General features: G+C 70.0%; 12 protein-coding genes. 9 read left to right on the top strand and 3 right to left on the bottom strand.

The window, feature by feature from the left end:
- Positions 1 to 2: 2 nt before the first annotated feature.
- Complete coding sequence (locus OG714_RS33790) at positions 3 to 1,157, bottom strand: abortive phage infection protein (RefSeq protein WP_406126712.1); 1,155 nt, start codon at positions 1,155 to 1,157, stop codon at positions 3 to 5.
- 126 nt (positions 1,158 to 1,283) lie between these two features.
- Between OG714_RS33790 and bla the strand changes: the two genes are divergently transcribed.
- Together bla and OG714_RS33780 are read left to right on the top strand one after the other, a co-directional pair.
- Entirely contained in the window at positions 1,284 to 2,240 is a 957-nt protein-coding gene (bla, locus tag OG714_RS33785; protein ID WP_406126710.1) for a class A beta-lactamase, read from the top strand.
- A gap of 232 nt (positions 2,241 to 2,472) precedes the next feature.
- The gene (locus tag OG714_RS33780; RefSeq protein WP_406126708.1) at positions 2,473 to 3,045 is read left to right on the top strand and encodes a class I SAM-dependent methyltransferase; all 573 of its coding nucleotides are present in this window, start codon (positions 2,473 to 2,475) and stop codon (positions 3,043 to 3,045) included.
- On the opposite strand, the gene OG714_RS33775 is transcribed toward OG714_RS33780, so the two are convergent.
- On the bottom strand, positions 3,019 to 3,507 hold the full coding sequence (locus OG714_RS33775; RefSeq protein WP_406126707.1) for a protein phosphatase: 489 nt from the start codon (positions 3,505 to 3,507) through the stop codon (positions 3,019 to 3,021). The genes OG714_RS33780 and OG714_RS33775 overlap by 27 nt on opposite strands.
- Positions 3,508 to 3,652: 145 nt before the next feature.
- On the opposite strand from OG714_RS33775, the gene OG714_RS33770 reads away from it, so the two are divergent.
- Both OG714_RS33770 and OG714_RS33765 read left to right on the top strand, forming a co-directional pair.
- Entirely contained in the window at positions 3,653 to 4,489 is an 837-nt protein-coding gene (locus tag OG714_RS33770) for a pectate lyase (protein ID WP_406126705.1), read from the top strand.
- A gap of 11 nt (positions 4,490 to 4,500) precedes the next feature.
- Positions 4,501 to 5,313, top strand: a complete 813-nt coding sequence (locus tag OG714_RS33765) for a GH12 family glycosyl hydrolase domain-containing protein (protein WP_406126704.1) — start codon at positions 4,501 to 4,503, stop codon at positions 5,311 to 5,313.
- Positions 5,314 to 5,411: 98 nt separating this feature from the next.
- On the opposite strand, the gene OG714_RS33760 is transcribed toward OG714_RS33765, so the two are convergent.
- Positions 5,412 to 6,125 (bottom strand): FadR/GntR family transcriptional regulator, encoded by a 714-nt coding sequence (locus tag OG714_RS33760; RefSeq protein ID WP_406132055.1) that lies wholly within the window; start codon positions 6,123 to 6,125, stop codon positions 5,412 to 5,414.
- Between the two features lie 225 nt (positions 6,126 to 6,350).
- Here OG714_RS33760 and OG714_RS33755 point away from each other — a divergent pair, with 225 nt between their 5' ends.
- The 5 genes from OG714_RS33755 to OG714_RS33735 all read left to right on the top strand — a co-directional run bounded on the left by OG714_RS33755 (position 6,351) and on the right by OG714_RS33735 (position 12,982).
- Positions 6,351 to 7,985 carry an ABC transporter substrate-binding protein gene (locus OG714_RS33755; RefSeq protein ID WP_406126703.1) on the top strand — a complete coding sequence of 545 codons (1,635 nt, stop codon included), beginning with the start codon at positions 6,351 to 6,353 and terminating at the stop codon, positions 7,983 to 7,985.
- A gap of 18 nt (positions 7,986 to 8,003) precedes the next feature.
- On the top strand, positions 8,004 to 8,963 hold the full coding sequence (locus tag OG714_RS33750) for an ABC transporter permease (protein ID WP_406126701.1): 960 nt from the start codon (positions 8,004 to 8,006) through the stop codon (positions 8,961 to 8,963).
- A complete protein-coding gene (locus tag OG714_RS33745; protein WP_406126699.1) occupies positions 8,963 to 10,960 on the top strand; it encodes a dipeptide/oligopeptide/nickel ABC transporter permease/ATP-binding protein in 1,998 nt (665 codons plus the stop codon). The genes OG714_RS33750 and OG714_RS33745 overlap by 1 nt, the downstream gene beginning before the upstream one ends.
- A gap of 67 nt (positions 10,961 to 11,027) precedes the next feature.
- On the top strand, positions 11,028 to 12,050 hold the full coding sequence (locus OG714_RS33740) for an oligopeptide/dipeptide ABC transporter ATP-binding protein (protein WP_406126697.1): 1,023 nt from the start codon (positions 11,028 to 11,030) through the stop codon (positions 12,048 to 12,050).
- Positions 12,047 to 12,982 (top strand): dihydrodipicolinate synthase family protein, encoded by a 936-nt coding sequence (locus OG714_RS33735; protein ID WP_406126695.1) that lies wholly within the window; start codon positions 12,047 to 12,049, stop codon positions 12,980 to 12,982. Before OG714_RS33740 ends, OG714_RS33735 begins: the two co-directional genes overlap by 4 nt.
- Positions 12,983 to 13,002: the final 20 nt, after the last annotated feature.

Here is a 13,002-nt window from a genome sequence, read left to right as displayed (position 1 = left end):
GTTCACCGGCGGCACGCCCGTGCGTACCGTCGCGCGAGTGCGTGGAACGCCTCCTTCGGCTCCCAGTGCCAGGGTGAACCCGGGTCGTACGGGCGGTCCTTGATGGTCTTGGTGATGGAGTAGCTCGCCATGTCGAGGTCGTGGCGGGGATCGTGGGCGCGGTGGGGTGCGTCCGGGGTGACGAACTCGAAGGCCATCGCGCCGTAGAGGTTCATCGACTCGAAGACCTCCAACAGGTCCACGACATAAGCCGCTTGGGTGTGCTCGCTGCGGGTCAGGTGGCCCTTGATCTCCTCCGGGTCCTTGTCGTAGTCGACGACGTTCCAGCCCATGCCGGCCGTCTTCTCGGCACCCTTGTACGCGCAGGTGCCGAACTCGGTGATGGTGACGGGCTTGCCCCAGCGTTGGTAGGCCTTCAACTCCCGCACGTAGTCGGCCGGTTGGCGGAAGTACGAGTAGTAGTCGATGCCCACGACGTCGAAGAGGTTCCAGTCGACCTCGTCGTCCTGGGCGGCGGCGTAGCCGAGGTTGCCGTGGAAGACCGAACGGCCCGTCGCCGCCGCCTTCTTGGTAAAGGCGTTCAGCCTGCGCTGCGTCTTCGCCGGGTCGAAGGTGCCGTTCAGGATGTTCTGGACGCGGTCCAGGACCGTCGCGCCGGGCACGATCCCGGGCACGAACAGCCAGAACTCGCAGCCGACACTGAGGTCGACGCTCGCGCCCTGACGCCGGAGGCGTTCCGCGAACCGGCCGGTCTCCGCAAGGTGTTCGAGGATCTCCCGCTCCGGGACGTCGGCGAGGGTGGGCTGGAGCCAGATGTGCAGGCCGAGTTCGGCGGCCTCGGCGGCCGTCGCGGTGAGGCGGCCGACGCCGTCGCCGGTGACGTCGACCGTGTCCGCGTGCAACTCGTCGCGGACGGCGCGGAGATCGGCGCGCATGCGACGCGGGTTCCAGGCGGTGGCGGGGGTCTCGCCCTCACCGACCGTGTAGACGACGCCGTGGCGGCGCAGACCGGGGCGGCGGGCATGTGTCGCCTGTGCGAGTGTGCGCGGTTGCGGCTGCGCCGCCGCCTGTCCTGACGGCAGCAGCGCGCCCGCCGCCCCGAGGGCCAGCGACCCCGCCAGGAACTGCCCCCGAGTGATCCCCTGTGTGTTCACCATGCGCCCACTGTGCCGAGCGCGGGCCCGCCGCGGGGTCGCCCGATGGTCTAGGGCGACGCAACCAAGGTATGAGCTCTCGCGTCGGTCACTGCAGAGATCGTTGCCGGAAACCGAACAAAGGAGAGCGTGATCTCAGGCTCCGAACAGTCTTCTACGGCCCCTACGACCCGCACCGCCACCACCACCGCCACCCGCCGCACCCTGCTCACCGCCGGTGCCGCCACCGCCGCGACCCTCCTCGCCGGTGCCTCCGCGGCCCAGGCATCAGACAGCACCAGCACCAGCACCAGCACCGACGTCACGACGGGCCTGCGCGCCCTTGAGGAGCAACACAGCGCCCGCGTAGGCGTGTTCGCGCATCACCTCGGTACGAAGAAGACCGTCGTGCACCGCGCCGACGAACTCTTCCCGATGTGCTCGGTGTTCAAGACGCTCGCCGCCGCGGCCGTCCTGCGGGACCTGGACCGGCACGGAGAGGTCCTCTACAAGGTCGTGCACTACACGGAGGCCGATCTGGTCGACGGTTCCGACCAGACCCGGGCGCACCTGGCCGACGGCATGACGGTCGAGCAACTCGCCGACGTGGCCATCCGGTTCAGCGACAACGGCGCCGGCAACCTGATCCTGCGCGAACTGGGCGGCCCCACCGCCGTCACCCGCTTCGCCCGTTCCCTCGGCGACCGGGTCACCCGGCTCGACCGCTGGGAGACCGAGCTGAACTCGGCCGAGCCGGACCGGATCACCGACACCACCAGCCCGCGCGCGATCGCCGGCCTGTACGGCAAGCTCGTCCTCGGCGACGCCCTGCGCCGCCCCGACCGCGACCGGCTCACCGCCTGGCTGCTCAACAACACGACGAGCGCCGCCCGTTTCCGCGCCGGGCTCCCCGCGACCTGGACGATCGCCGACAAGACGGGCAGCGGCGACTACGGCACCGCCAACGACGTCGGCATCGCCTGGACGGAGGCCGGTGACCCGGTCGTCCTCGCGGTCCTGACGACGAAGCCGACCCTGCCCGACGCGCCGTACGACAACCAACTGGTCGCGGACACGGCGAAGTTGGTGGCGGAAGCGGTCAGCTAGTACGGCAAGTACCGCCCCCAGCGCGGGTAGTACTGCCACGGGCTCCACCGGCAGCCCCTCGGCGAGGAACGGCAACGCGGCCCGCGTCCGCAGCCGTTCCCGCCACTGCCCGAACCCAAGGACCGTCTCCGCGACGAAGAGGCGGGCCGACGTCCCCGCGCTGTCCGTTCCGCGACATGGCACGGCGGCCTGGCCTGTGGTGGACAGCCGCCCTCTCGCCTAGCGTCGACGTATGCCGATGAACCGAGCCCACCGCAAGCTGTGCAGCTCCGAGGGATGGGCGCGGACGACCAAGGACCGCATCCTGCCCTGGGCCCTGGAACACGTCGAACTCGGCGCGGACGTACTGGAGATCGGCCCCGGCTACGGCGCCAACCTCCGCGTCCTCGTCGAGCGGGTCGACCATCTCACCGCCGCCGAGATCGACGCCGACACCGCACGGCTGCTCCAGTCCCAGTGGGGCGACCGGGCCACCGTGCTCCACGCGGACGGCGCCGAACTGCCGTTGCCGGACCGGGCGTTCGACTCCGTCGTCTGCTTCACGATGCTGCATCACGTGCCCACGGCCGCCCACCAGGACCGCATCTTCGCCGAGGCGTTCCGCGTGCTGCGCCCCGGCGGCACCTTCGCGGGCAGCGACAGCCAACCCGGCTTCCGTTTCCGGGTGTTGCACTTCCGGGACACGATGAACACCCTCGATCCGGCGACGCTCCCGGCCCGGCTGGAGCGGGCCGGTTTCACGGACGCGACGGTCGACCTGCACCCGGAGAGCGGCGGCCTACGCTTCCGGGCCCGCCGGGTCTGACACCGGCACCTGCCGCACCTGCCCGAACCGTCGTACGTACCGCCGCTGCCACGGCGTCTCCACCGCGTGCCGGTCGTAGTGGGCTCGGACGTAGGCGACCGCCTCCCCCGGCGGCACCCCGTCGAGGACCGCGAGGCAGGCGAGTGCCGTGCCGGTGCGGCCCCGGCCGCCGCCGCAGGCGAGCTCGACGCGCTCGGTACGGGCCCGCTGCCAGACCTCGGTGAGGACGGTGCGGGCCTCGGCGCGGTCGGCGGGCAGCCGGAAGTCCGGCCAGCGCAACCACCGTGTCTCCCAGGCGAGTTGAGGCGGCGGGCCGCCGAGCAGATACACGCCGTACGTCGGTGCCGGGCCGTCGGCCGGGAGCGGTCGGCGCAGGCCGCGGCCCCGGATCAGGCGGCCGGAAGGCAGCCGTAGGACGCCGGTGGCGGTGGGGTTCCAGGTCTCTGGCCAGGTCTCGGTCACACCGCCAGCGTAGGGACTGGACCGCGCCTTCGAGGACCCTCTGTTCGCGGCCCGTCCGTTCGCGGCCCGTCCGTTCGAGGCCTGCGGTCATACGTTCGGACGACACCGCGCGCGCCGGAGCGGAGTCTCTGCCAACGATCCGACTATGCACATCCGAAAACGCACCCTCTTGCCGCTCGCCGTCCTCGTGGCGGCGACACTCGTCTCCTCCGTCCCCACCACCGTCGCGGCGGCCGACCTCCCAGGCGCCACCGACTCCGCACAGTCCGCCACCGGCTCCGCGCGGCCCGCCGCCGACTGGCCGGCCGCCAAGCGCGTCCAGCAGGTACGCGCCACGATCAAGGTCACCGGCAACCGGGACTTCGACTTCACCCGTTTCGTGGGCGCCGGTGCGCTCGCCGGCGGGGACCAGGCCGAGAACCAGCCGCCGGTCCTGGAGCTGGCCGACAAGGCCACCGTCTCGAACGTGATCATCGGCTCCCCGGCCGCCGACGGCATCCACTGCCGGGGCACCTGCACGCTGAAGAACGTGTGGTGGGAGGACGTCGGCGAGGACGCGGCCACCTTCAAGGGCACCGCCGCGAACCAGACCATGACGATCGACGGCGGCGGCGCCCGCAAGGCGGCCGACAAGGTGTTCCAGCAGAACGGCCCCGGCACCTTCGTCATCAGGAACTTCAAGGTCGAGAACTTCGGCAAGCTCTACCGCTCCTGCGGCAACTGCAAGACGCAGTACCAGCGCCATGTTGTCCTCGACAACGTCACCGTGAAGTCCCCCGGCCTCGACGTCGTCGGCATCAACTCCACGCCGTACGGCGACACGGCACGCCTGAGCCGCATCACCATCCAGGGCGACCCGGGCCGCAAGATCGTCGTCTGCCAGAAGTTCCGCGGGGTCACCTCGGGCGAACCCGCGAAGGTCGGGTCCGGCCCCGACGGCCGGAACTGCATCTACAAATCCTCCGACATCACCTACAAGTAGGAGCACCGACGATGTTCTCCCGAAGCGCCCTCAGAGCCCTCACCGCGTCGGTCGCCGCCGCCGTCGCCGCCCCGCTCCTGCTCGCCCCCTCCGCGCGGGCCGCCGACAACTGCACCGCCTTCAACACCATCAAGGCGTCCCCGTACTACCTCAACAACAACGTCTGGGGCGCCAGCGGCGCCACCGGCAAGCAGTGCACCTGGCTCAACTCCTACCGGGGCGGCAAGGTCAACTGGGAGACGTCCTTCGACTGGTCGGGCGGCAACCCGACCGGCGTCAAGGCCTACGGCAGCATCGTGCTCGGCTGGCACTGGGGCTGGAAGGACACCACCACCAAGCTGCCCGTCCAGCTCAACAGCCGCCGCAAGGTCACCTCGAACTGGGCCTTCAACATCACCCAGAACACCCCGTCCGTCATGAACGTCTCCTACGACGTCTGGTTCCACCAGAAGTCCAACCCGGACTGGAAGGACCAGCCGCACGACGAGATGATGATCTGGCTCAACCACCAAGGCGGAGCAGGCCCGTTGGGCACGAAACGCGAGCGGGTCACCATCGGCGGCACGGCCTGGGACCTGTACGTCGGGAAGATCGTCAACAAGGACCAGGCGGGCCGGGTCACCAGCAGCTGGAACGTCTACTCGTACGTCCGCGTCGCCAACACGAACTCGGCGACCACCGACATCACCGCCATGGCCGACGCCCTGGTCCAGCGCCGGCTGCTGGCCAACAACGCGTATCTGACGAGCGTGGAGGCCGGCACGGAGGTGTTCAGGGGGCGGGGCAAGCTGAGCAGCGGCTCGTACTCCGTCAACGTGGGGTGACCACAGCAAAATAGCGCCGGCCGGCAAGAGAGTCGGTCAGCGAAAGGGCCGGTCCGTGAAAGGGCCGGTCCGTGAAAGGCCGGTCCGTCAAAGAGCGGTCACCCCACTCCCCGCGACTCCCGCGCGGCCCGCGCCTCGATGCCGCGGAAGTGGTCCGTCATCGCGCGCCGCGCGCCCTCGACATCGCGGGCGCGCAGCGCGGTGACGATGTCGCGGTGGCGGCGGACGGTGAGTTCGGGGGCCGGGTCGTCGGGCCGGCCACGGGCTCCGGCGACCCGGTGGAACACCGTCCAGAAGGCGCCGAGGAGTTGGGGGACGAGTTCGTTGCCGAGTGAGGCGTAGAGCAACTCGTGGAATTCGCGGTCGAGTTCGGGGAAGGGGCGGCCGGCGCGGCCCGCCTCCGCCATCTGGTCCACCACCGCTTCGAGTCTGTCCAGTTCCGGTTCGGTGACGGTGGCGGCGACCCGATGAATCAGGCCTTCCTCCAGCACCTCGCGCACCTGGAGGATCTCGGCCAGCGCGTCCGCGTCGTCCTCGCGCCGGGTGAGCGTACGGAAGGTGAGGCCGTCGACGAGCGGGGTCAGCGAGGCGCGGCCGACGTAGGTGCCGTAGCCGTGTCTGATCTCCACGATGTCGAGGGCCTGGAGCGCCTTGAGGGCTTCGCGGACGGAGTTTCTGCTGATGCCGAGGGCTTCCATCAGATCGGTCTCGGTGGGCAGCGGCGCGCCGGGCGGGAGTCCGCGGTCGAGGATCAGCTGGACGACCTCGCGCTGTATCCGACTGTTCCTCGGTTCCCCGGACATGCGCCGCATCGTAGCCGCACCAGACATCCCACGTCCCATGTCTGGGCTCGAACCACTCGGAGGAACGGTCAACTCACGCCATTCCACGTGCCATTCCACGTGCCATTTCAAACAGCCATTGGTCCGACCTCTGACGGCTACGCCATTCGTGTGCGATGCCTTGACCGTCCCCACGGCCGCTCTTATGGTCGCGCTGACCGCAGGACGTAGGACGTCGTACCTCCTGGAGTAACCATGCGCGAAGACGTGACCCAGAACGTGCCCGCGCTGCACCGCCGGGCGTTCCTGAAGTACTCCGGCGCGCTGGGCGCCGCGGCCGCGATCTCCTCGTCCCTGACGGCCTGTTCGTCGGGTCCGCAGTCGACGAACGACACCGGCGGCGGGGGCACCGGGAAGAACCGGACGCTGACCGCGGTGATCGGCTACGGCAACGACGGCAGTTGGGATCCGACGCAGACGGCGTCCGCGTTCGCGATGGCCGGCAACAACCACATCTACGAGGGGCTGCTCGACACCGACCCGATCACCCGCGCGTCCTACCCGGCGCTGGCGACGGCCGTGCCGAAGGACACGAGCGGCACCTCGTGGACGTTCACGCTGCGGGCGGGCGCGAGGTTCCACGACGGGCAGCCGGTCACCGCCGACGATGTCGTCTTCGTCTTCGACCGCATCCTCGACCCGAAGACGACGACCCTCGCGCAGGGCTTCTTCGCCAGCTGGCTGAAGGAGGTGCGGAAGATCGACGCGCGGAACGTCGAGCTGGTCCTCAAGTTCCCTTTCCCGGACGGGATTTCACGCCTCACCCTCGCGAAGATCATGCCGAAGCACATCTACTCCGAGCCGGGCGCCTGGGACGACGCGATCCAGGGCAAGGCGGTCGGCTCGGGGCCGTACCGGCAGACCGCGCACCACCCGAAGTCGAACACGACCTTCGCCGCGTTCGCCGACTACAACGGCCCGCGCCCGCCCGCCTTCAAGACGATGAACTGGCTGACGATCGTCGACGCGGCACCCCGGGTCGCCAAGATCTCCGGGTCGAGCGCGGGCGCGCAGATCGCCGACAACATCCCCTACGCCAACATCCAGCGGCTGCGGAGCGGCGGGCTGACGGTCGCGGGCGGGGCCGGGATGAACAACCTGTTCCTGATGTTCAACACCCGGCACAAGCCCTTCGACGACGTACGGGTGCGCCAGGCGCTCCACTACGCCATCGACACCGGCAAGATGGTCCAGGTCGCCCTGCGGGGGCACGGGAAGCCGTCCACGTCGTTCCTCGACGAGGGCAACCCGGCCCACCGGCGCGCGAAGACGGTCTACGACTACGACCCCGACAAGGCGAAGGCACTGCTGAAGGCGGCCGGGGTCAGCGGGCTGAAGGTCAACATCCTCGCGGTGAACGTGAGTTGGATCGTCGACTGCCTGCCCACCATCAAGGCGTCCTGGGACGCGATCGGCGTGCGGACGACGCTCTCCCCGCAGGAGACCACGGCGGTCTTCACCAAGATGGACCAGAAGCAGGACTACCAAGTGGTCGCCGCCGCCTCCAACCCCAACCAGTTCGGTCTCGACGCGGACCTGATCATGCACTACAACTACGGCCCGCAGAACCTCTGGATGGGCTACGCCCGTTGGGCCGGGAACCCCGTCGCCAAGCAGCTCTTCAAGGACATGGACCGGGCGACCCGGGAACCGGACGCGGCGAAGAAGAAGACGATGATCCAGGACTACATCGACACCGTCGCCGAACAGGCCGTGCTCTACCCGGTCGTCCACAACGAGCTGATGACCGCCTGGGACCCGAGGAAGCTGACGGGCATAAGGGCCCAGCCCTACCCCGGCATCAATGTCCTCCAGGCCAAGTGGGTCTAGCAGTACGGGAGTTGGACCATGGTCACCGTCCTCCGGATTCTGGCCCGCCGGATCGTCCTGCTCGTGCCGCTGATGCTCGGCATCGTGCTGTTCGTGTTCGTGGTGATGCGCTTCTCGGACGTCGACCCGGCGTCCGCGTTCTTCCAGGGCGCCAACCCGACCGCGCGGCAACTCCACGACTTCCGCGAGCGGAACGGCCTGCTCGATCCACTGCCTCTGCGCTACGTCCATTTCGTGGGCGCCCTCCTCCACGGCGACCTGGGCACGAGCGCGCTGACCCGGGCACCGGTCGTCGAGCAGGTCACCACCGCGCTGCCGCTCACCCTCCAACTCACCTTCCTGGGGCTGGGGATCGCGGTGGTGCTGTCGCTGCTCGGCGGGGTGACGGCGGCGATCTACCGTGACCGGCTGCCCGACCAGATCATCCGGGTCGTGTCGCTGACCGGGGTCGCCGCGCCCGGCTTCTGGCTGGCGCTGCTGATGATCCAGTACCTGGCCGTCGACCAGGGCTGGTTCCCGACCGGCGGCTACATCAACCCGGCGGACTCCCTCACCGGCTGGCTCAAGACGATGGCGCTCCCGGCGCTGGCGCTGTCCCTGCCGGTGGCGGCCCAACTCACGCGCATCGTAAGGACGTCGGTGGTCGAGGAGCTGGACAAGGACTACGTCCGGACGGCGATCGGCAGCGGCCTGCCGCCGCGGGTCGTGGTCGGCCGGAACGTGCTCCGCAACGCCCTCATGAACCCACTGACCGTGCTGGGCCTGCGCGTTGGATATCTGCTCGGCGGTGCGGTCGTCATCGAGACCATCTTCTCCCTCCCCGGGATGGGCAAGTTGATGATCGACGCCGTGCAGAACGGCGACCCGGCCGTCGTCCAGGGCGTGGTACTTACGACGGCGACCGGGTTCGTCGTCGTGAACCTCGTCATCGACATCCTCTATCTGCTGGTCAACCCCCGCCTGAGGGATGCTTCCTGATGTTCACTCAGTTCCCCCGGTTCTCCCGCGAGGGCCTCGCCGAGACCCTGTCCCGGCCCGGCATCCGGCTGCATGGCTGGCGTCGGCTGCCGCTGCTGTCGAAGGTCGCGGTGTGCTTTCTCGCGGTCGTGGTGCTGGTGGCGCTGTCCGCACCCCTCCTCGCGCCCGACGACCCGCTCGACCAGCGGCTCCCCGTCGACGGCACCGGACACCCTTCCGCCGACCACTGGATGGGCCAGGACAGTCTCGGCCGGGACATCCTCAGCAGGCTGATGTACGGCGCCCGTTGGTCCCTCGCGATCGGCCTCGGGGCGACCGCGCTGGCCCTGGTCGTCGGCGCGCTGATCGGCGCGGTCGCCGCGACCTCCCGCAAGGGCGTCGACGAGACGCTGATGCGCTGCCTGGACGTGGTGATGGCGTTCCCCGGCATCGCGCTCGCGGCGGTCCTGGTCGCGGTGTTCGGCGGCGGGATCACCGTACTGATCTGCGCGATCGCGTTCCTGTTCACGCCGCCGGTCGCAAGGGTCGTACGGGCCAACGTACTTGACCAGTACGGCGAGGACTATGTGACGGCCGAGCGGGTGATCGGCGCCCGCACCCCGCACATCGTGATCCGGCACGTGGCCGTCAACTGCGCCGCTCCGATCCTGGTGTTCTGCACGGTGCAGGTCGCCGAGGCCATCGTCTTCGAGGCGTCGCTGTCGTTCATCGGAGCGGGCGTACGGCCCCCGGACCCGTCCTGGGGCAGTGTCATCGCGGACGGCAAGAACATGGTGCTGACCGGGGGTTGGTGGGCGACGGTCTTCCCCGGTCTGCTGATGCTGATCACGGTCCTCTCGCTGAACATACTGTCCGAGGGAGTCTCCGACGCGTGGGCGGCACCGGCCCCGCGCGAGGTGGACGTACGGCACGACGAGGACCCGCTCGACGCGCCCGAGCCCGGCAGCGGCGAGGTGCTCCCGCTCCCCGGCCTGACGGAGGCGGCGCTACGACTCCGGTCCCGCGCACGGCCGTTGCCCGACCCGGACGGCCAACCGGTCCTCGCGGTCGAGAACCTGGCGATCGGCTTCGAGGGCCGGCACCACGGTGTGGACATCGTCGACGGCATCAGCTTCGAGGTGCGGGCGGGTGAAGTCCTGGGCCTGGTGGGCGAGTCGGGCTGCGGCAAGTCGCTGACGGCGCTCGCGGTGATGGGCCTGGAACCGAAGGGGGCGCGGGTGCGCGGCCATGTCCGTTTCAACCAGCGGCAGTTGGTGGGCGAGCCGATGCGCGTCCGCCGCAGACTGCTGGGCCACGAGATGGCGATGGTCTACCAGGACGCCCTCTCGTCCCTGAACCCGGCGATGACGATCCGCGCCCAGCTCAAACAGGTGATACGGCGCGGAGGGCGCCGTGGGGCGGGCGAGTTGCTGACGATGGTCGGCCTCGACCCGGACCGCACCCTGCGCAGCTACCCGCACGAACTCTCCGGCGGCCAGCGCCAACGCGTCCTGATCGCCATGGCGTTGTCCCGCGACCCCAAGCTGATCGTCGCCGACGAACCGACCACCGCCCTCGACGTCACCGTGCAGGCGCAGGTCATGGAGCTACTGCTGGGCCTGCGCGCGGAGTTGGGCTTCGCGCTGATCCTCGTCTCGCACGACCTCGCGCTGATCGCCGACGTCACCGACCGGGTGGTGGTGATGTACGGCGGGCAGATCGTGGAGACGGGCGTGACCGCCGACCTGGTGGAGTCGCCGACCCACCACTACACGCGCGGCCTGCTCGGCAGCGTGCTGTCCCTGGAGTCGGCGGCCGAGCGGATGACCCAGATCAAGGGCGTCGTCCCCTCCCCCGCCGACTTCCCGGCCGGCTGCCGCTTCGCGGACCGCTGCCCGCTGGCGAGCGACATCTGCCGTACGACGGCACCCGACCTGGTCGGCCCGCGTACGCACACGGCGGCCTGCCACCACCCGGCGATCGACCTGGTGACGACGGAGAGCGAGGCGGTCACGTGAGCGGCGCGGCGGTTGAGCGAGGGGCGGCCGAGTGAGCGTCGCGGATGTTGAGCCGGCGGGAGGTCAAGTGAACGGAGCGCTGGTCGAGTTGGCCGATGCCCATGTCGTCCACAAGGCGCGCGGCGGCGGTCTGTTCACCCGCGACCGGGTCTACGCCCTGACCGGCGCCGGCCTCACCATCGCGCCCGGCGAGACGGTCGGCGTGGTCGGCGAGTCCGGCTGCGGCAAGTCGACGCTGGCGAAGGTCCTGGTGGGCGTGCAGCGGCCGACGTCGGGCACGGTGTCGTTCCGGGGCCGCGACCTGTGGTCGATGCCGGACGGCGAACGCCGGGCCGCGGTGGGCACCGGCATCGGCATGATCTTCCAGGACCCGTCGACCGCGCTGAACCGTCGGCTGACGATCCGCCGGATACTGCGGGATCCGCTGGACGTGCACGGTCGCGGTACGCGGGCCGAACGGGAGGACCGCGTACGGGAGTTGATGTCCCTGGTCGGCCTCCCGCGCGCACTGGCGGACGGCCTGCCCGGGCAGCTCTCCGGCGGCCAGCGCCAACGCGTCGCGATCGCACGGGCGTTGGCGCTGGATCCCGACCTGGTGGTGGCCGACGAACCGACCAGCGCACTGGACGTGTCGGTCCGGGCCCAGATCCTCAACCTCCTCCTCGACCTGAAGGAACGCCTGGGCCTGGCGCTGGTGTTCGTGTCCCACGACATCCAGACGGTACGGCGGATGAGCGACCGCGTGATCACCATGTACCTCGGCCGGATCGTCGAGGAGACCCCGGCCGACCAGGTCACCGACCGGGCGCGGCACCCGTACACCCGCGCCTTGTTCTCGGCGACCCCCGGTCTCCTCCACCCCATCGACCCGATCCCGCTGATCGGACCGGTGCCGTCGGCCACGCGACCGCCGAGCGGCTGCCCGTTCCGCACCCGCTGCTGGAAGGCGGACGAGGCGTGCGCCTCCGCCATGCCGGACTTTTCGCCCGCGTCGACGCCGGGGCATCGCTACCGCTGCCACCATCCTGTGGAGGAGGATCTGTCGACCGGCGACCTCGTTCGCCAAAGCCGCCCCCTGGAGCCTTCATGACCTTCCCCGCCCCGCTCACCGGTGTCGTACCGCCCGTCTGCACACCCCTGACACCGGACCGCGAGGTGGACGTCCGTTCACTGCTCAGGCTCGTCGACCATCTGGTGGAGGCCGGGGTGCACGGGCTGTTCCTGCTCGGCTCGACCTCGGAGGCGGCGTATCTGACGGACCGGCAGCGAAGGTACGTCGTCGAGGCGGTGGTGGCTCATGTAGGGGGTCAACTCCCCGTGCTGGCGGGGGCGATCGACATGACCACACCTCGGGTCCTGGACCATGTGGCCGCGGTGACGGACGCGGGGGCGGACGCGGTCGTGGTGACCGCGCCCTTCTACACGCGCACCCATCCCGCCGAGATCGCCCGCCACTACCGCCTGACCGCCGCCGCGTCGCCGGTCCCTGTCGTGGCCTACGACCTCCCCGCCTCCGTCCACACCAAGCTGCCCGCCGACCTGCTCCTCGAACTCGCCGCCGAGGGTGTCCTCGCCGGCCTCAAGGACTCCAGCGGCGACCTCGGCGGCTTCCGTACGGTGGTCACCGGCGCGCGTGTCCATCCGGACATCACCGGGTTCAGCGTGCTGACCGGTTCCGAGCTGTTCGTCGACTCGGCGCTGGCCTTGGGCGCGGACGGGGCGGTACCTGGTCTCGCCAACGTCGATCCACACGGGTACGTCCGTCTCCACGAGCTGTGCCGAGCCGGCGACTGGGACCGGGCCCGTGCCGAACAGGAGCGGTTGTGCGCCCTGTTCGGGTTGGTCGGCGTCGGTGACCCGGCGCGAATGGGAGGCAGCTCGTCGGCACTCGGGGCGTTCAAGGCCGCGCTGCATCTGCGGGGCGTGATCGAGTGCGCGGCGACTGCGGAGCCGCAGGTGTCGTTGTCGCCGGACGAGGTGGGCCGGGTGGGGAAGTTCTTGGCGGCGGCGGGGTTGCTGTAACGGGTTTCCCACCCGCCTGT

This window comes from Streptomyces sp. NBC_00989, assembly GCF_045162655.1.
Lineage (GTDB): Bacteria > Actinomycetota > Actinomycetes > Streptomycetales > Streptomycetaceae > Streptomyces.
The sequence above is the reverse complement of the archived record's forward strand: the minus strand, read 5'-3'. Positions and strand labels throughout refer to the sequence as shown.